This window comes from Methanosaeta sp. UBA458 (assembly GCF_002496085.1).
GTDB classification, from domain to species: Archaea; Halobacteriota; Methanosarcinia; order Methanotrichales; family Methanotrichaceae; genus Methanothrix; species Methanothrix soehngenii.
Map to the genome: position 1 here is coordinate 1,502 of NZ_DAIK01000171.1, position 18,646 is coordinate 20,147.

At 52.4% G+C, this 18,646-nt stretch carries 15 protein-coding genes and 1 pseudogene; 9 read left to right on the top strand and 7 right to left on the bottom strand.

Translation table 11 applies throughout. From position 1 onward, the window contains the following. Positions 1-409: NUDIX domain-containing protein (locus BP822_RS12570; RefSeq protein WP_286878397.1), on the bottom strand; the 409-nt coding region annotated here is incomplete at its 3' end. Positions 410-424: 15 nt separating this feature from the next. Further along, entirely contained in the window at positions 425-1,492 is a 1,068-nt protein-coding gene (locus BP822_RS12575) for an endonuclease/exonuclease/phosphatase family protein (protein WP_013719790.1), read from the bottom strand. A 108-nt stretch (positions 1,493-1,600) separates the two neighbouring features. Between BP822_RS12575 and BP822_RS12580 the strand changes: the two genes are divergently transcribed. Next, on the top strand, positions 1,601-2,221 hold the full coding sequence (locus tag BP822_RS12580) for a thermonuclease family protein (protein WP_013719789.1): 621 nt from the start codon (positions 1,601-1,603) through the stop codon (positions 2,219-2,221). A gap of 77 nt (positions 2,222-2,298) precedes the next feature. Here BP822_RS12580 and BP822_RS12585 read toward each other — a convergent pair whose 3' ends face one another. After that, positions 2,299-3,084, bottom strand: a complete 786-nt coding sequence (locus BP822_RS12585; RefSeq protein ID WP_013719788.1) for an ABC transporter permease — start codon at positions 3,082-3,084, stop codon at positions 2,299-2,301. Next, a complete protein-coding gene (locus BP822_RS12590) occupies positions 3,081-4,130 on the bottom strand; it encodes a daunorubicin resistance protein DrrA family ABC transporter ATP-binding protein (protein ID WP_013719787.1) in 1,050 nt (349 codons plus the stop codon). Before BP822_RS12590 ends, BP822_RS12585 begins: the two co-directional genes overlap by 4 nt. Before the next feature lie 383 nt (positions 4,131-4,513). On the opposite strand from BP822_RS12590, the gene BP822_RS12595 reads away from it, so the two are divergent. The 3 genes from BP822_RS12595 (at position 4,514) to BP822_RS12605 (ending at position 11,608) form a co-directional block, all read left to right on the top strand. Then, the gene (locus BP822_RS12595) at positions 4,514-7,897 is read left to right on the top strand and encodes an S-layer protein domain-containing protein (RefSeq protein WP_273278314.1); all 3,384 of its coding nucleotides are present in this window, start codon (positions 4,514-4,516) and stop codon (positions 7,895-7,897) included. Positions 7,898-8,595: 698 nt separating this feature from the next. Next, positions 8,596-11,007: a cation-translocating P-type ATPase gene (locus BP822_RS12600; RefSeq protein WP_286878398.1), complete on the top strand. Its 2,412-nt coding sequence runs from the start codon at positions 8,596-8,598 to the stop codon at positions 11,005-11,007. 43 nt (positions 11,008-11,050) lie between these two features. Next, on the top strand, positions 11,051-11,608 hold the full coding sequence (locus BP822_RS12605; protein WP_286878399.1) for a thermonuclease family protein: 558 nt from the start codon (positions 11,051-11,053) through the stop codon (positions 11,606-11,608). A 79-nt stretch (positions 11,609-11,687) separates the two neighbouring features. Here BP822_RS12605 and BP822_RS12610 read toward each other — a convergent pair whose 3' ends face one another. Then, the gene (locus tag BP822_RS12610) at positions 11,688-12,152 is read right to left on the bottom strand and encodes a secondary thiamine-phosphate synthase enzyme YjbQ (RefSeq protein ID WP_286878400.1); all 465 of its coding nucleotides are present in this window, start codon (positions 12,150-12,152) and stop codon (positions 11,688-11,690) included. A 92-nt stretch (positions 12,153-12,244) separates the two neighbouring features. Between BP822_RS12610 and BP822_RS12615 the strand changes: the two genes are divergently transcribed. Both BP822_RS12615 and BP822_RS12620 read left to right on the top strand, forming a co-directional pair. Next, positions 12,245-12,544, top strand: a complete 300-nt coding sequence (locus BP822_RS12615) for an MTH1187 family thiamine-binding protein (RefSeq protein ID WP_273271039.1) — start codon at positions 12,245-12,247, stop codon at positions 12,542-12,544. A gap of 76 nt (positions 12,545-12,620) precedes the next feature. Beyond that, complete coding sequence (locus tag BP822_RS12620) at positions 12,621-13,106, top strand: hypothetical protein (protein ID WP_013719781.1); 486 nt, start codon at positions 12,621-12,623, stop codon at positions 13,104-13,106. Between the two features lie 65 nt (positions 13,107-13,171). On the opposite strand, the gene BP822_RS12625 is transcribed toward BP822_RS12620, so the two are convergent. Next, positions 13,172-13,756, bottom strand: coding sequence for a restriction endonuclease (locus BP822_RS12625; RefSeq protein WP_273278311.1), 585 nt, complete (start codon positions 13,754-13,756; stop codon positions 13,172-13,174). Positions 13,757-14,071: 315 nt separating this feature from the next. Between BP822_RS12625 and fdhF the strand changes: the two genes are divergently transcribed. Further along, positions 14,072-16,117, top strand: a complete 2,046-nt coding sequence (fdhF, locus tag BP822_RS12630; protein ID WP_273278310.1) for a formate dehydrogenase subunit alpha — start codon at positions 14,072-14,074, stop codon at positions 16,115-16,117. A 231-nt stretch (positions 16,118-16,348) separates the two neighbouring features. On the opposite strand, the gene BP822_RS12635 is transcribed toward fdhF, so the two are convergent. Next, positions 16,349-16,651, bottom strand: coding sequence for a carboxymuconolactone decarboxylase family protein (locus BP822_RS12635; protein ID WP_013719778.1), 303 nt, complete (start codon positions 16,649-16,651; stop codon positions 16,349-16,351). A gap of 281 nt (positions 16,652-16,932) precedes the next feature. Between BP822_RS12635 and BP822_RS12640 the strand changes: the two genes are divergently transcribed. Next, entirely contained in the window at positions 16,933-18,309 is a 1,377-nt protein-coding gene (locus BP822_RS12640; protein ID WP_013719777.1) for a cyclic 2,3-diphosphoglycerate synthase, read from the top strand. Between the two features lie 2 nt (positions 18,310-18,311). Next, positions 18,312-18,646: pseudogene (locus BP822_RS12645) on the top strand (carbamate kinase); the annotation flags it as partial.

Here is an 18,646-nt window from a genome sequence, read left to right on the forward strand (position 1 = left end):
GGATCTTTTTCCGGGCAGACTCTATTTCAAACCAGTCTGCTCTGTCGATCTCGGGAAACTCCCGCATTATCCCCGATCTCCTGGGCCACTCAAGCATGAACTTATTGCTCACAATCCTCCTCTCATCCAGGTCCTTTTCCACCGCCCAGACAAAAACGATCTTCCCGCTGGGCTGCTTTATCCTTCCCAGCTCTATGAAAACCCCATCAACCTCAAAGCCCGTCTCTTCCTTAAACTCCCTTTTCGCCGCATCCAGGGGGCTCTCGCTCTCCTCGAAAAGGCCTTTGGATATAGACCAGGCCCCCTCGTCCTTCCCTGCCCACAAGGGCCCACCGGGATGGACGAGCAAGACCTCAAGATGATTGTCCTGAAACCTGAAAGGCAGGATCCCGCCGCTCTTTTTGCTCATATTATTTTTATCAACTTACTTGTATCTTGATCGATGGCTCTTGTCTCTGCCTCTCTCCCTTCTCAAGACGCTTGTCGTGGTGGACCATCTAATATCCGATTCCGGCAGCTCAAAGCGGGCGATCACCGGGGCATGATCGGACTCGGGATAGAAGATCTTGGGAGCAAAGACTATGGATTCATCATGCAAGAGCTCGTTGTGCACCTCAGAGCCCTTGAAGAAGGCGAGCATCGTCCTTGATACCAGAATATGGTCCAGCATCTTGCCCTTGCCGTTATGCAGAAGAGAATAGCGTGCGGGCTCGGGAATGTTTCTCTCTGTTGGCACCATGACCCTCATGGCCAGGTCCATGTTCCCCGTGTTCTCCACGTCACCCCGGATAGCCTCTATGGAGACCTCATCGAACTCCTCGTTGAAATCCCCGCAGACGGCAATGAGAGCACAGCGATTGTCATCGAATAGATTGTCTATCAGAATGCGAGTCTCAAGAGCCTGGCCAATGCGTTTCATGCTGGATATGAAGACCCCTTCTGCCCAGCCGAATGCCGTCTTCCAGGTTCTCTCGCTCAGCTTATGACCCTGGATGTTGGTCGGCCGGCGGGATTTGAGGTGCAGGTTGATCACATCCAGAACCGCTCCATTAGGCAGCCTGACCTTTGCGTGGAGAATGGGCCTCTCCCAGGAGATCTCCCGTGCCTCCAGCTCCTCGGGCAGGGCAGTGACCTTCTTGTAGCTCGGCGAGGGGGCATACTCATGCTGATATTGATGCTGCTCCATGATATCGAAACGGCTGAGGATGACCAGATTGTGATGGCTAAGGTAATTTCCATCCCGGTCCACGGTTGAGGCCCTATTGAAGCTCTCATAGGGAGTTCCTTCTAAGAGGCGGTCCAAAGCCTCCAGGCGAGGCCTCCCGTTACGCTCGTGCTGGGCGCAGATCTCTTGCAGGCAGAGAATGTCAGCGTCCAATCGGATGAGCTGAGGCCGAAGGACTGGTATGCGTTCATCCAGGCTGGGGCTTCTATCTGGCCGGTCGTCCAGGCTCATGAGGTTGAATGTCGCTATGCTCACCTTGATTGTCATCCGATCTCTCCTAGCTACTCCTCTTGTTCATACTATCCTGTCGAGGAGAGGATTTATCCTTTATACTTGTATGGTTGAGGCAAGATCGCAAATCATGCAGAGGTTGCTATGAATCTGAAGCTGGCAATTTTATCGATCATGATAATAGTGATCTTTGAGGCGTTTAATCCTGGTGCTCTGGCCGTCCCCGATGAAGCAGTAGGGCGAATTGTGAGCGTGATCAGCGCAGACTCACTGGGAATAGAGATGGTGATCAATGATCCCAGGACTACAGGGGTGGACAGCGTGAGGCTGGCGGATATTGCCGCTCCATCCACAGTGACCCCGCAGGGAAAGGCGGCCCGAAAAGCGGCTGATCTATTGCTGAAGGATCAGATCGTTTATATCGATATCGATGAGAACAGCACTCTAGGCCGCAATGAATGGGGGCAGATGGTCTGCGTAATCTATCTCATAGATTCCCGCTACCGTCCGATATGGCCTCCAGTGAACAGAATGCTAGTGGACGATGGCCATGCCGATCTTGCGGAGGACGGCAATAATGAGTTTAACTCATCTGCCTGGTGGGAGGATCCCATTCCCCAGGGATCGAAGGGGAATATATCAAAATATAAGGAGATTATGACAAGTCCGAAGGCATCATCCGAAAGCCAGAACAGCGCGAGCAAAAGCAGCGTTCTGGACATGGAGAGCAACGCCGGCCGGATCAACATCGGTTATCGCGCATAAGCTGGGTACAGATGCAAGCCCGGCATAGATTAGTCAACTGCCGCGCCCTTAAGAACGCAGTGGTTGACTAATCCAGATCAGTTCACCTCAGTGGTCTCGAATAGATATGCTCCCAGGAACAGCATTGCCGCACAGCATACCCCCAGAACGGCAAAGTCAGTAAGGGGCGAGAAGGCGCTTATGCCTATCAGGCAGTATCTCAGTCCATCCACACCATAGGTGAGGGGATTGAAATAAGCCAGGATCTTGATAATCTCCGGGAACTGGTCTAAGGGATAGAGCGCTCCGGAGAGGAAGAAGAGCGGGAATATCAGGAAGTTCATGATCAGGCTGAATCCGGACATATCCTCCATCTTGGACGCAAAGGCCAGACCCAGGCCGATGAACGTCGTTGCTATGAGAATCATAAAGACCAGGGATAGAATCAGCCCCTGGATGCTGGGAATGCCCATGCCCAGCAGTATCCCCGAGAGCATTATGATCAAAGCCTGAAGAATGCCAGTGGTCAGGCCGCCAGCGGTGCGTCCCAACACTATCGCTATCCTGCTCACCGGCGAGACCATTATCTCCTTCAAGAAGCCAAACTCCCGGTCCCAGAGGACAGATAGGCCGGCAAATGTCGCCGAGAAGAGCAGGGTCATGCCTATGATTCCCGGGGTGAGAAAGCTCATGTAGTTCACTCCTTCGGGAATTCCAGGAATTCTGCCGATATTGTTAAAGCCAATCCCCAGAAATGCCAGGAAGAAGAATGGAGAAGCAACCGAGCCGAACAGCCGGCTCTTGAGCCGGAAGAAGCGCAGCATCTCCCGAAGCCAGATGCTATAGATGGCGTACAGATCGCCTTTGACCTTATCTGCGATCATCTGCCGCCTCTGGGGAGAGCGATATCTGCACCCCGATCTTTGCCGCCGTTCTCTTTTATCTTCTTGCCAGTGTATTTGATGAATACATCCTCCAGCGTTGGTTTGTGCAGACCGACAGAGGTTATGACCGCATTGTTCCTGCTCGCTTCCAGCACCACTTCTGCTATTCTGGACTGAGCATGATCAACATGAAGCTTGATGCTTCCATTATCCGAGCTGATGGACTTGATCCAGGAGAATGACTGCAAAGACCGGACGAGGGCGTCCCCGCCGCTATCAGTCATCAGGGTTATGGTATCCGAACCGATGGTATCCTTAAGGCTCTCCGGCCTGTCCAGGGCCACGATCCTGCCGCTGTCCATGATGGCGACCCGATCGCACAGATAGTCCGCCTCCTCCATATAATGAGTGGTGAGGATCATGGTCACATTCATCTCTTTGTTCATGCGGCCGATGTACTCCCAGATGTATCGCCTGGTTTGGGCATCAAGGCCGATGGTGGGCTCATCTAGAAACAGGACATGAGGGCGGTGCATCAGCCCCCGGGCGATCTCCAGCCGGCGTTTCATCCCACCGGAGTAGTCCTGCATCTTGGTGTCTGCCTTCTCCTTCAGGTCGACCAGCTCCAGGACATCGGCGATTCTGGCCTTTCTGAGGGCAGCGTTCATTCCGTACATCCTGCCGTGAAAGTCCAGGTTCTCCCTACCGGTGAGCATGCCATCCAATGCAGGATCCTGAAAGACGACCCCGATAGAGGATCGCACCTCGTTCCTCTCCCGGACGATGTCGTAGCCCCAGACCCTGGCCTCGCCTGAGGTGGGGGTGAGCATGGTGGTCAGCATCTTGATAATGGTGCTCTTTCCCGCACCGTTGGCGCCCAGAAGTCCGAAGAGCTCCCCCTTTCTGATCTGAAGGTCTATATTGTCTACAGCGATCGTCTCACCAAACCTCTTGGTGAGGCCTCTTACAGAGATTGCCGCATCATCTGCTGCTTTTGTGGGCATATCCCCGAGATTGATATCCTTTGCCAACTCCTTGCCCATCATCGCTCCTGTCTGTCATCCATCTATCATTATCATATCCAATCTGGTCAGCCAGCACTTGAAGATATAAAAGAGCAACGGATAGAGAAGATGTGATCTCTTGCATTGAACTCTTGCCTGCCACATGAATTCAAGCTGTATATGCCCCTTTCGGAATCAGATTTATAAATGTGAAGCGTCCTTCCATCCTTTAATAGGGGCATAACAAAAAAAGGGCATTAAGATCTGAGGCCATGTAATTAGATCAAAAGAGAAAATATAAATCAGCAAAATAAGGGTATTGACTGGGATCTCGTTGAATTAATGTATTGGAATATAAATCTAATAACAATAAATAAGTCTGATTAGGATAAAAGGCATATAGCATCAGGTACGGGAGGATATCCATGGACTATGTCAGGATCGGTGGAGTTTGTCTGCTTCTCATAGTTTTAGCTGCAGCTCTGCCAGCAGATGTATTGGCGCAAGCCTCTGAATCATCAAGCGGGGCAGCCCCAAGCATAAGCCATAGCCTGCTTTCAGGAAGCAGTGCACAGGAATCGTCGATTTCAGCAGAAACACTGTCTAAACGAAACATCGGGTTGAAGCCTCTGGGAAGCAAAAGCAGCACTCCGTCTGGTGCTGCTGCATCAGATCAATCCGCAGCCCAGGCGTCATCTGCCTCGGCAGCGCCTGCAACTCAAGCGGCTACCGCTCCTGCAGCAGCAACTGTAACAACATCACAGGTGAGCTCTTCTGCGCCTGCACAACCGGAATCAAGCTCGCAGAACGCTCCCCCAGCTGAACAGACCAGCAGTGCATCTCAGCAGGAGTCTAGCGGGAGCGCCACCACTCCAGCATCTAATGACATCATCACTCCAGACCAGATCTCTCAGGATACTATCGCCGCAGATGCGAGCACCGATAGCGCTGCAACAACCCCAGCAGAAGCTGCCAGCTCCGGCACCTCCTCCGGTGGATCCGCAAGCGAGGTTGTCACTCCTCCAGAGGACGTTGCAGCAGGAACGGTAGTTTCAGCCACTGATTCTGCGGCTGATGCCTCCACTGAGGCAGCCGAAAATGTAACCGATGAACAATCAACTGATGAGCTGACCGCAGAGAATGAATCGCAGAATGAGACCGAGACAGAATCCGAAGAGGCTGAGGAAGAAGAGATAGAAGAGGGAGATAATAGAATCTGGAGAGAAGGCAAGAGTCCATATAAATACACCTGGACGCCAAAGACTTTTTCTGGATTCTTCTACGATCTGGAGAATGAAGTGGGCACAGAAAGGCTCACAGTAGACCTGGAGCCCAATGAAAGGTCCCTTGAAACCGGCAAGATCTCTTATTCCACTAAGCCTGAAGCTACAGACTTCGAGTTCGATGACTGGGGAGAGTATGAGGTCATAGGCTTCATGGCTGAGAAGTACTTCGCGGGCTATAAGGCAAGCGACCTCATCAATGACGACAGAAGCCTGATAAACGACGGCCAGTTAAGGCGTGTGCTGGTCGACAGCGACGAGGAGAAGACTGTAACCACCGGATCGGTTCTCCCTCTGGAAGAGGGCTATGAGCTACGCATTAAACAGATAGATATCGATGGCAATAAGGTCTATATGGCTTTAGCTAAGGACGGGGATGAGATAGACAGCAAGGTCATAGACCCAAGCAATCTTGATAGCTCCACCTACAATTATGAGGTTGAAGTTGCCGGAGAGGATACATCACTGATCCTGGCCCATATCTCCAATGTCTTTGCCAGTACCGAGTCCGCCCTGGTGACCATCGACGGCCTCTTCCAGATCTCCGATACCTATGCCTCGGTGGAGGACGGCGACAAGTATGGCAAGATGGAGGTCAAGAGCGTATCTGATGAAGGAGTCGAGATGGAGAACGAAGACTCGCTCACCCTGAGAAGAGGAAGCACAGTGGAGATCTTCGGAGATGTCTCATTCCTGGTTGCCGATGCCGATGAACTCCGGTTTGCCCCCTTGGTCAAGAAGACGGGAAGCTATGATGTCAGAGGCACAGTGATCGATCCATCAGAGACGAGCGAGTTCACCTGGAATCCTTACAACTTCGAGGGATTCTATTATGACATAGACGATGACGTCGGCACTGAGAACATGACCATGAGGATCAGTGGCGGCAGCAAGATCGAAGAGGGCGACCTGGAATACTCCACAAAATCCCAGCCGGTGAAGTTCGAGTTCAGCGATTGGGGGAAGTACGATGTAATCGGCTTCATGGCGGACAAGTACTTTGCCGGCTACAACGACGAGACGGAGTTCACCGATGAGGCCAGCATTATAGGGGAAGGCCAGTTGAGGCGCGTCCTGACGGACAGCGACGACAGCCGCACCATTGCCAGCGGATCTGTCCTCTCTTTGGAGGAGGGCTATGAGCTGCGCATCAAGCAGGTGGACCTGAACGGAAATAAGGTCTATCTCGCTTTGGCCAAGGACGGAGATGAGGTGGACAGCAAGGTAGTCACTCCATCCAACGATCCGACTGACGGTTCGTCCAATTACCTATACAAGATAGATATGGGCGGGGAGAAGGATGTTCCACTCATCTCTGCTCATGTCGAGAGCGTGTTCAGAAGCACTGAATCAGACCTCGCCACCGTGGACGCCATATTCCAGATATCCGATAGCCCCGAGTCGGTTGAAGAAGGGGAGATGCATGGTAAGATGAAGGTGGATTCCCTGGATTATGACGGCATAACCCTGACCAATGATGGTACCATAAGCCTGTCCAGGGGTAAGGACGTCGATATCATGGATAACCTGAGGATTCAGGTCGCAGACAGCGATAAGAGGTTGCTGGCCCCAATTGCCACCAAGACGGGCGAGGGAACCGCATTGTCCTTGACGGTCTCTGGTGCGGTTGTGGACAAAGCAGCCCAGATTGCCGTCCGCTCTGGAACTTCAGCCCTATCCGGTGTAGCGATCTCAATCGATGGCAACACCATTGGAACCACCGATTCAACCGGATCGATCAGCTACATCCCAAAGAGCACAGGCACTGTGAAGGTTGTTGCCAGGAAGACCGGCTACAATGATGCTACCGCCGATATGGTGGTAAGAACTGTGGAGGAGGCCTCACAGCTTACCGCTGCTCAGAGGGCAAATGTCACACTGGCCAATCAGCTTATTCTCAATGCCCCGGCGGAGGTGTCAGCTGGAGAGAACTTCTTGATAACCGTCACCGAGGGGATAAACCAGACACCTGTGGCAGGCGCACAGATCCTCTTGGATGACAATGAGATAGGAAACACCAGCTCTCAGGGTACCTTCACTTATGCAGTCAATTTGACCGGAGAGCATTCCCTGAAGGTGGAGAAAGAGGGATACAGTTCCGCCAGCAGGAAGATAATGGTGACCTCGGCATTGGAGGTTATGGACTTGACTCTGCCCGAGACGGCTAATGCCAAGCAGTCCATGAAGATCTCGGCTGTTGTGCATAACAAGGGCAGCGAGGTGGATACCATCACCCTTAATCTGATGGTAAACGATACCCTCGCCGAGAGCAAGGATGTGACTGTAGAGGCGGGCGAGAACAGCACGGTGCAGTTCAGCTACAATCCGGATGAGACGGGATTGCATAGGTTCAGCCTGAATGGAAAAACCGGGACAGTGAATGTGGAGGAGGCGCAAACCAGCAGCTGGCTGATAGGCCTAATCCTCGTTTTGCTCATTGCCATCGGGGCAGGAATCTATCTGTATCAGACCGGAGAGCTGGATAAGCTACAGCGGCAGGTCAAGAAGATGATGCAAGGGCGATAATAATCGCTCTTTGCATCTTTTTTTTTAATGGCCGAACACCGACAATATAGCTTATACTCCGGTGTGATATTCTTCCCCACAATTTTTTGGGCTCGTCCCTTAATGACGTCATCCAGCATCCATGATGCCCAGCGCGCAGATGATCAAGGAAAGGAAGCCTGGAGGCATTCATGAGAATGTGCAGTATGGACCTATATCGAAAACTATATATCTCGGCAATCGACTATATACATGATGGCGAAAGTCGTTACATCCCCTCTTACACTTCATTTTAAAACGGCTTTCCCCTCCCTCCTTCCTCTCCCTTCTTTGCTTGCATCTTATGCGGCCATTTTTTCAAGAGCGTTTTATCAAGCGAAAACATTTTTTTGATATCGTCTTTTCCTTTAGTATTGTTTCATCTTAGCAGGTTTTTGAGCCAATACAGTATCTATCAAGCTTTACAGAAAGCTGGAGCCCGTACATTGGATTGATATACCCAAAGATATCTAAGCAGAAAAGATCTGAAGTGTTGGATCAGCCAAGGGCAATCGCTTCAAAATCAAATGGCAGCAGCACTTGATCCAGGCTTCTATTGCAGCATCTTCCGATGATGGAAGAGATGGATGAAGGGATGAGAGGCTCTGCGGGCAGATCCAGCAGAATAGTGATCAATGTAATTTAATCGCATTCGACAAGAGGCGAGAAAGGAATAAAATATGAATGATCTGGACGGACTCACATCAAAGGAAGTGGTGGAGCGCCAAAGCCAATATGGGCCCAACGCATTACCCCAGACTCGACATCGTTTGATTCGGCTCATCCTGCGCCAGTTTTCGGGAATCTTCAACTTGCTGCTCCTGGCCGCATCAGCGGTGACCTTTGCATTGGGCGAGGTGATTGACGGTGCATTTATCCTGTTCTTTGTATTCCTTGGAACCGCCTTAAATTTATATCAAGAGTATAAATCAAATGCAGCAGCGGATAAGCTCAAGTCCTATTTCGTCCGCTCGATAACCGTTCGACGGGATGGCAAAGATCAAGAGGTCCCCGTGGTTGAGATCGTTCCAGGAGATATACTGAACCTGGAGTCCGGCGATATAGTCCCTGCGGATGCCATAGTTCGAAGGGCGCATAATCTGCTGGTTGACGAGACGACCTTTACAGGTGAGAGCATTCCGGTATCCAAACAGGCTGCCGATTCATCAATGCAAGAAGCAGATGACGAACACCGCCTCCTGCAGGGAGTGGTTATTGTGCGCGGCAACGCCCTGGCTCTGGTCACTGAAACCGGCAATAAGACTCGCTTTGCCGCGATTGCCAAGACCGCCTCCGAGGTTCAGGCGGAAAGCGAGCTTACAAAGGGCATCGACCGCATCAGCACCTTCATACTGCGAACAACCATCATCACTCTGCTGTTCATCATCCTGGCAAATGTGCTGATCGAGGGCAAGAGCACCGATATTCCCCAGCTTCTGATATTTGCAATCGCCCTGGCAGTCTCGGTAATTCCCGAGGCCCTGCCCCTGGTCCTGACGTTTTCCCTCTCTCGGGGAGCCCTCCAGCTGGCCAAACGCGACGTGATAGTCAAACGTCTCTCCTCAGTGCAGGATCTGGGATCGGTGAACCTGCTATGCACTGATAAGACCGGCACCATCACTGAGAACCGCCTGGTCTACCAGGGAAATTACCTGGATCCCGACTCCCGCTTCCATCCACTGCTGCTGGCCCGTCTGGCTGCTCACGGCCTTGAAGAGCGCAGTCCAGAGCCGTTTGATCGAGCTGCAGACGAGGCTCTCACCCCTGAGCAGAGAAAGGAACTGGAGGCTTTCAGGATTCTGCAGGAGGAGGCATTCGATCCCGCTCTGCGCAGCAATGGGGCGATAGTCACCCTGAAAGACGGCTTACAGCTTCATATCCGCCGGGGCAGCCCGGAGTACTTCTTCGATCAGGGGCTGGTCAACAGGGATCGACTGGGATCATGGCTGGCGGAGGAGGAGAATCACGGCCGGAGGGTTTTGGGTGTCAGCTATGATGATGGCAGTGGACCTCGATTTGCCGGTTTTGTATCCTTTGTTGATAACCTGAAGGACACAACCATCGAGACCATCGATCTAGCCAGGGAGCTGAATGTGGCCATCACGATCATCACTGGCGATGCCCTCAAAGTGGCAGAAGCAGTGGGTAGGGAGGCTGGTCTGGTATCAAGCAGCGATGAGGTTATACGGGCAGCGGAGTTTTTGGCCCTTCCTGCCCAGGAGCAGCATAAACGTATCGGCAAGATTCGGGTCTTCGCTCGCACCACTCCCGAGCAGAAGTTGCAGCTGATAGCGCAGCTCAAAGAGCAGTATACAGTCGGCTTTTTAGGCGAGGGGATAAACGATGCCCCAGCGCTGAAGGCGGCCCATGTCTCAATGGTGGTACAATCGGCGGCAGATGTGGCCCGTGAGACTGCCGATATAGTCCTGGTGAAAAACGACCTGCGGGTCATTGTCGACGGCATACGCCTCGGGCGGGAGACGCATGCCAACACACTGAAATACATCCGGGCGACCCTTGTCTCCAACTTCGGAAACTTCTATGCCGTAGCCATCGGATCGCTGTTCATCACCTTTCTGCCCATGCTGCCAAAACAGCTTCTGCTCCTCAACCTCCTCTCGGATTTCCCGATGATGGCCATAGCCTTTGATCGGGTCTCGGCAAAAGAGGTGTCACGGGCGCAGAGCTACGACTTCCGGTCGCTCTATATTATTTTTGTCACATTGGGGCTGGTCAGCACCGTATTTGATTTCATATACTTTGCGCTGTTCTATCGCATATCGCCCGAAGTGCTTCAGACCAACTGGTTCATCGCCAGCGTGATCACCGAGCTGTTGCTCATGGTCTCCATCCGGTCCATGCTGCCGATAGAGAAGGCTGGCTGGCCCGCGCCGATCGTTGTGCTCATCTCAGCTCTGGCTTTCGTAATCACCCTCGCATTGCCGTTGATTCCTCAGACTGCCGCTCTCTTTGAGTTCACCATGCCGACATTAGATCATCTGGCTCTCATCATGGGGCTTGCTGTGTTTTACCTCATCGCCACCGAGGTTGTTAAGCGGCCGATCGCCCGTTTCCTGAACAAGGACCAGTGATTAAGGGGAAAGATACAAGAGCATCAGAAAGGATGGACAAGCCATGATACCGGGAAAAGCCCTCTGTACGCTTATTCTATTGCTCTATATAGCCCTCGCCTCGGGCGCTCCTGATGAGGCTTCAGGTAGAGTGGTTCTTGTTACAGATGGAGATACCTTTGACGTCGAGATCGATGAGCATGATGGCCGCATCCAGGAGGATACGATAAGGATCAGGCTGGCAGACCTCGATGCTCCTGAGCTCTACGGCGAGAGGGCCTGCAAAGAGGGCGAGTGGGCAAGAGACTACACCTACTCCTGGCTCATGGATAATATAGTGACTCTGGACATCGACGATGTGAACGGCCAGGATGAATACGGTCGATGGATAGCTGTCTGCTATCTTGAAGACGGCAGAAACTTCAACAAGATGCTGGTGGATTCAGGAAATGCGACAATAAAGGATTTCCGGAGCAATGAGTTCGATCCATATGCCTGGAGGGATATCAAGGTCGAGGATGTGGTTCCGGGAAAAACCTCTGAGGAGGCTTCGGACTCCAGCCTCTGGAGATTGCTGGCAGAGCTGCTGGAGTTGATTCTCCGGCCATCAACGGCATCGTAGCCATAATGCGAATCTATCGGCCTTGCTCGGTTCATCAGTCTGTTATGCTCTCCGATTCCCTGCCTGGTCAAGATCCAGACTATTCGCCCATCATCTGCAGGACGAGCTTACGGTGGCGTTTGCGGTTATCCAGCTCCAGGAAGACGATCTGCTGCCAGGTGCCCAGAATCAGCCTTCGCGCAGCAAAGGGCACAATCAGGCTCGGTCCAATGAGCGAGGCCCGGATATGAGAATGGCCGTTGCCATCGTGCCAGCGCAGATTATGGGAATAATCGATATTCTGTGGCGCAATCCTCTCCAGGGCATCCCCCAGGTCCGCCACCAGACCGTCCTCATACTCGATGGTGGTCACCGCTCCCGTAGCCCCGGGAACGAAGATCACCATCGCTCCCGCCTTCAGCGAAGTGCTCTCCTGGCTCTTTTGCACCTCGTCTGTTATATCCACTACCTCGCCCTTATCGGTCTCAAATTCGATGTATCTGGTCTCGATCAATGCTCCTCTTTCATCAGAGAGACGAATCACGCATTTCTCATTTGCGGTCATAAACGGATCTTTCAAGATGATTAAACTACGAGCATGAGCGAGCTTTAACATCTAGAAAACATTTCTATATCTTGCAGTACTACAGTATTATCATGATAGTAGCTGAATTCTCCATGGTCCCCATGGGATCGGGGACCAGCGCAGGAGACTACATCAAAGCCATCCACCATATTTTAGGGGAGGCAGAGGTGAACTTCATTCCAGGTCCCATGTCCACCGCAGTAGAGGCCAAGAGCCTCCAGGAGCTATTCGATCTGATGGAGAAGGCCAACGATAAGCTCGTTCAGATGGGGGTTAAAAGGATAATCACCACTATAAGAATAGACATGCGCCTGGACAAGGAGATCTCCATGCAGTCAAAGCTGTCCAGGGTGAGATCGGACAGCAATTGAGCTGTTTCGAGCCCAGATGTTGCAGCAGTGGTAGATGAGAGAAAATGATACATACAATTGATGCAAATGAGTGGTTATGATTAATTCATCTCCAATGATACTGATGCTCTCATTGATTCTGATTCTTGTCGCCTGTGCAACTGCCGACGGCCTGGCCGCTCCTTCCTCTGGTCCAGTCTGCCCGGATGACATGTTCCCCTGCAACGGAACCTGCATCAATATCACCTCGCCCTGCAATATGAGCTGTCTGGATGGCATGTTCCCCTGCAATGGAACTTGCTTCGATTTGTCGACAGACACTCAAAACTGCGGATCGTGCGGAAATGTCTGCTCTTTAGGAATGGTCTGTATCAAAGGTGTTTGCACCTGCATGGCGGGCCTGGATGTCTGCAATGAAAAGTGCACTGACACCAGCATCGATCCACTGAACTGTGGTGCATGCGGAAATATCTGCCCTGCAAATGCGATCTGCATCGATGGAAGCTGTTCCGATATGTCTCCTCAGATATGCATCGATGGCGATTGTTCCTATCCGATTACTATGCAGCTCCGGAACCTATGATGAGGATCGTCCAATCATATCGATTTGATGAATAGAATCGGGCAACGGTCTCTTGGCATATAGCTTCAATCGGAATCGTCCCCATTATCCTTTAGGGCAGACACTTCGGGATAATCGCATTGAAGCTCTAGACTCTGATCTTCATAGATGCCGCTTTTCATCTCTCTTATGAATGAGTTGAGCTTCAAAATGGGCACCATCGGCACGCCCTCATAGGATTTTATCTCTTCTTCGATCAGAGTCACCACAACTGCAATACCCTCTGTTCCCGTCAGCGTCCGGTAGAATTCGCATCGTTCCTTATGCTGCTCAATAGCTCTTCTTAGAGCCGATAACCGGGAGCGATGGCCTGACCATTTCTTACACTCCACCAGAATCGTACTGTCCATCCTGCGGGCGATAACATCGTACTGCCTGCGTTTTCTCTTATGGGTTTTCACCGCATTTATCTCAACTAAAAAATCATTCTGCTCAAAGATGTAAGCGGTCAACATCTCGAAATTTTGCCAGATTACCTCTCTTGAAGCCCTCTCCAGGTCGGAGAGGCACTTGATCTGAGCAAAATCGCTGATCTCCTTCTCGCTCTTATTCTTGCCTTTTCTTGCAGGCCTGAGGGGGATTGAATTTAATCCTTCAATCTCAAAGGCCATCTTTTAAATCCTCTCCATTGCATGCTTAAAAGTGACTGTGGGAATATAGGTCCGATTGAGGCTCCCAATATTTAAAATAGATCCGGCCGAAGGCCCGAACTACTAAACCATCCATACTACCTTCCAGGTTCTACAATGCCCGCAACATGCAGAGTTCGAGCTGAGATATAGCAGTCAGCGTTGATGCGTTGATGCAATATATTCATATATTAGATACCCGGAACGTATATGCTGGCAGGTGCTACTGATGGTGAATATGCTGACCATTGTGAATGACGCTCGCAAGAATGGAGTTCTGGATGAGGTGCCACTATTATGTCGACCAAGCTGATCGCATCCCTGTGCCCCTATTGTGCTGTGGGTTGCGGCCTATTCATCCAGGTCGAGAAGGGCAAAGCCACGGGCATCAAATACATGACCGACCACCCAACTTGCCTTGGCGCTCTCTGCCCCAAGGGAAACTCCGTTCTGGAGCTTTTGAATAACCAGGAACGCCTCGTGTATCCCCTGAAAAGGTCTGGAAGCGATTTCATTCCCATAAGCTGGGACGAGGCCCTGGAGCTGGTGGCTCAGGGTCTGGCAAGGAACCTGGAACGGTATGGCCCGAAGTCCCTGGGCTTTCTCGTCTCCTCCCGCTGCAATAACGAGGAGAACTACCTGATGCAGAAGATGGCCCGGCTCCTGGGATCGCCCAACGTGGACAACTGCGCCAGGCTCTGCCATTCACCCACTGTGATGGGTCTGGGCGCCTCCTTTGGCGCCGGCGCCATGACCAACAACCTTCTCGACCTGGAGAACTCCAAATGCATTTTCGCCATCGGCACCAACTTCACCGAGGCCCATCCAATCGTCTCCCGCTGGGTAGAGAAGGCAAAGGACAATGGGGCAGTGGTGATTGTGGCCGATCCCCGGATCACCTCCACCACCTGGATGGCGGACATTCACCTTCGCCTGAATCCTGGATCGGACATAGATCTTCTCCGGGGGATGATGAAGGTCATCGTCGATGAAGGTCTGGAAGATGCTGATTTTATTAGCTCCCGCACCACCGGCTTCCAAGAGCTCAAAGAGAGCCTGTCGGTTTTCTCAATAGAAGAAGCGGCAGAGAAGACGGGCCTGGACGTTGCCGAGATCGTAAAGGCAGCCAGGGTCTATGCAAAGTCTTCCGCCTCAGCTCTGCTCTATTCCATGGGCATCACCCAGCACGTCTCTGGAACTGATAACGTTATGACCTGCGCCACCATTGCCCTCATCTGCGGCCAGATAGGAAGGCCTGGAGCCGGAGTCTGGCCCATGCGCGGCCAGAACAATGTCCAGGGGAACTGCGATGTGGGGGGAATGCCGGAGTTCTATCCTGGCTACAGGAGATCGGTGGATCCCAAGACGATTGAGTTTTTCCGGGCGGCCTGGAATGCCACTGACCTGCCCCTCGGCCCAGGCCTGACCTCGACCGACATGAACGATGCAGCAATAGACGGACGCCTCAAGGCCCTTTACATCACCGGAGAGGATCCGATAGTATGCGACGCCAATGTCAATAAGACCCGCCGCGCTCTGGAGAGCCTGGATTTCCTGGTGGTGCAGGAGATATTCATGACTCCCACAGCGAAGATGGCGGACGTCATCCTGCCTGCTGCCGCCTGGGCGGAGAAGAGCGGCAGCTATACCTCCATGGAGAGAAGAGTGCAATGGATCGACAGGGCCATAGAGCCTCCGGGGGAGGCAAAAGAGGGAGTCTGGATCATCTGCGAGATCGCCAGGCGGCTGGGACTGGGAGAAGTGATGGCTTATGATAATCCCTCCCAGGTGTTAGAGGAGATCCGCAGCCTGGTGCCCCAATACAAGGGCATGAGCCAGGAAAGGATATCGAGGGTAGGTGGGGTTCTCTGGCCCTGCCCGGATGAGCAGCATCCCGGAACGGAGATACTGCACCTGCAGAGGTTCTCCACCTCAGACGGCAGGGCGAGGATCTTCGACCTGCAAAACACTCCTCCCGGAGAGGTCACCAGCCCGGAGTATCCCATTCTGCTCAGCACAGGAAGGATAGTGCTTCATTACAATGGCGGCTCGATGACCATGCGCAGCCCGTCACTGCAGGAGCGGGAGTCAGAGCTGTATGTGGAGGTCAACCCGCTTGATGCCTCAAATCTCAAGATCGCTGAGGGCGAAATGGTAGCAGTGAAAACCCGCAGGGGAGAGGCGGAGGCCCGGGCAAAAATTTCGGATAGGGTCATGTCGGGGATGGCCTTCATGCCCTTCCATTATCACGGGACCAACCTCTTGACATCCGACGCCCTTGATCCCGTATCCAGGATCCCGGAATACAAGATGGCCGCCTGCAGAATTGAGTCCAGGAGATGATTTGGCGATATTCATGCCGCTTTATCGTTCCCTGCTCTCCTGAAAAGCGATCTTGGCCTGCCTGGTGATGAAAGAGCCTTCCGGGCCCTCTGGGCCATCGCCCATCTGACGGGGAAACGGTCATCGGCATTCCCGGGACAGTCAGTTACCCACAACATTGAGACAGCCGATGATATCGCCGTCCTGCAGAAGGGGTCCAGGCTATTGTACGGGATCAGAGACATCAGGTTCCTAATCATCCAGGATGATGGATGCAGTGGCAAAGCCTGAGCCCAGGCGGACCAGTCCCCCAATGGCCGCTGCTTCCAGCATCTCCTCTTTGCTTACTCCTGCCATTTTGGCCACTTTCTTATGAAACTCGACACAGGTGTCGCATCGAATGGCCACAGCACATGCCAGTCCGACGATCGCCTTATCTTTGGATGATAGCGCACCGTCCTTCATGATCTCATTTCTCAAGGATGCAAAAGCGGAATTGACGCCTTCGTCCAGTGCCTCTGCAAATATGATCGGTTTAGGCTTCTTTTCAGTCATCTTTCCTACCTCCTAATCTAATCGAAATTCTTCTCTCTCTGCTTATCTGCTATCCTCTGAGCTATGCAGAGCTATAAAGTCGTATATAGTAAAGGCGAATCGGTATATATACATAACACAGCTGCACCCAAAAGGGAATTTAAGGACTGCTGCTTTTCCCAGCCATTGCATATGCTGCCAGCAAAAACCTATATTTTATAAGAGGCGTCTACTACTGTTAACATGCCAGTATAATGCCCGCGTATTGCCAAATTGGACCAGATATCGATGGAGGAGCGATCATGTATACAGCAGATAAGAAGAGGGAGCGAATTTTAATCCTCGGGGCGGCAGGCAGAGACTTCCATAACTTCAATGTATTCTTTCGCAGCAGGCCCCAGTTCGAGGTGGTGGGATTCACTGCCGCTCAGATACCGGATATTGCCTGCCGCCTCTATCCGCCAGAGCTCAGCGGCGAGCTCTATCCGGCTGGCCTTCCCATCTGGCCGGAGGATGCTCTTGAGGAAATAATCATCAAATGCCGGGTGGACAGATGCATTCTATCCTACAGCGACCTGAGCCATGAGGATGTGATGCACCTGGCAGAGAGGATACTGGCCACGGGCACAGACTTCGGATTCCTGGGCGGACGGAATACTATGCTCAAGTCAAAGAAGCTGATGATAGCGGTCTGCGCAGTGAGAACCGGAGCCGGCAAAAGCCAGGTTGTTAGATACATTGCAGACATCATTCCCCAGGCCGGGCTGAAGGCAGTTGTGGTGAGGCATCCCATGCCCTATGGAGATTTGGCTCGACAGGCGGTGCAGAGGTTCTCCTCTCTGGCGGATCTGAACGCCGCTGATCTGACCATCGAGGAAAGGGAGGAGTATGAGAGGCATATAGACAAGGGCACAGTGGTCTATGCAGGAGTGGACTACCAGACTATTCTTGATCAGGCGGAGAGGGAAGCGGATGTTATTCTCTGGGATGGGGGAAACAACGACACCCCATTTTTCAAGCCCGATCTGTGGATCACCGTTGCCGATGCTCTCCGACCAGGGCATGAGATATCCTATTACCCCGGAGAGACGAATTTTCTGGCTGCAGATCTAATTGTGATAAACAAAGCCAACTCCGCTGCAGAGGAGGACATCATAACTATACAGGCCAATGCGTCAAGGCTGAATCCAAAAGCAGGAGTGGTGGTGGCCGGATCAGAAGTCACGGCAGAAGATCCTAAAGCAATATCCGGCAAGAGAGTGCTAGTAGTTGAGGACGGTCCGACCATAACCCACGGGGAGATGGCCTATGGTGCCGGCCAGGTGGCAGCCAGGAGGTACAACGCAGCAGAGATCATAGATCCCCGGCCTTATGCCGTCGGATCCTTAAAGGAGATCTTCTCGAAGTTCAGACATATCGGAAGGGTTCTTCCGGCCATGGGCTACTACCCCCAGCAGATCAAGGAATTGGAAGAGACTATAAATAAAGCTGAATGCGATTCGGTGATCATCGCCTCGCCCATAGACCTGCGCCGGCTCATCCAGATCAACAAACCATCCACCTATATTCTTTACGACCTGGTGGACATGGATCGGCCATATTTGAGGGAGAAGATCGAGGAGTTCATATCCAAATCCATATCCAAATCAATGCGAGACTCCGCATCAAAGGGGGATTGAAATTGGCAGGACCGACAGTTCTCGCCTTTGGCGGAAATGCCCTGCTCCTCGATCCTCACAATCCCGCAACTCAAGAGAGAACCGCAGCAGCATTTGCCCGGGCGGTCAGGATGCTTATGGACCGAGGAGAGGGAATGGTGCTTGTTCATGGCAACGGCCCTCAGGTGGGCATGATACTGCTGCGGATTGAGGCCACGAAAGACTGCATACCGCCCGAGACTCTTGATATCATGGTTGCCGAGACCCAGGGGAGCATTGGTTACCTTCTTTGCCGATCTATGAGAAACGAGATTCCTGAGAGGGAGATAGCAGCATTGCTGACTCAGGTCCTGGTGGA

Bases quoted from the DNA above. Each gene is read 5' to 3' on its own strand.
- BP822_RS12575 (WP_013719790.1), bottom strand. From the start codon at position 1,492: ATGACAATCAAGGTGAGCATAGCGACATTCAACCTCATGAGCCTGGAC.
- BP822_RS12580 (WP_013719789.1), top strand. From the start codon at position 1,601: ATGAATCTGAAGCTGGCAATTTTATCGATCATGATAATAGTGATCTTT.
- BP822_RS12585 (WP_013719788.1), bottom strand. From the start codon at position 3,084: ATGATCGCAGATAAGGTCAAAGGCGATCTGTACGCCATCTATAGCATC.
- BP822_RS12590 (WP_013719787.1), bottom strand. From the start codon at position 4,130: ATGATGGGCAAGGAGTTGGCAAAGGATATCAATCTCGGGGATATGCCC.
- BP822_RS12595 (WP_273278314.1), top strand. From the start codon at position 4,514: ATGGACTATGTCAGGATCGGTGGAGTTTGTCTGCTTCTCATAGTTTTA.
- BP822_RS12600 (WP_286878398.1), top strand. From the start codon at position 8,596: ATGAATGATCTGGACGGACTCACATCAAAGGAAGTGGTGGAGCGCCAA.
- BP822_RS12605 (WP_286878399.1), top strand. From the start codon at position 11,051: ATGATACCGGGAAAAGCCCTCTGTACGCTTATTCTATTGCTCTATATA.
- BP822_RS12610 (WP_286878400.1), bottom strand. From the start codon at position 12,152: ATGACCGCAAATGAGAAATGCGTGATTCGTCTCTCTGATGAAAGAGGA.
- BP822_RS12615 (WP_273271039.1), top strand. From the start codon at position 12,245: ATGATAGTAGCTGAATTCTCCATGGTCCCCATGGGATCGGGGACCAGC.
- BP822_RS12620 (WP_013719781.1), top strand. From the start codon at position 12,621: ATGATTAATTCATCTCCAATGATACTGATGCTCTCATTGATTCTGATT.
- BP822_RS12625 (WP_273278311.1), bottom strand. From the start codon at position 13,756: ATGGCCTTTGAGATTGAAGGATTAAATTCAATCCCCCTCAGGCCTGCA.
- fdhF (WP_273278310.1), top strand. From the start codon at position 14,072: ATGTCGACCAAGCTGATCGCATCCCTGTGCCCCTATTGTGCTGTGGGT.
- BP822_RS12635 (WP_013719778.1), bottom strand. From the start codon at position 16,651: ATGACTGAAAAGAAGCCTAAACCGATCATATTTGCAGAGGCACTGGAC.
- BP822_RS12640 (WP_013719777.1), top strand. From the start codon at position 16,933: ATGTATACAGCAGATAAGAAGAGGGAGCGAATTTTAATCCTCGGGGCG.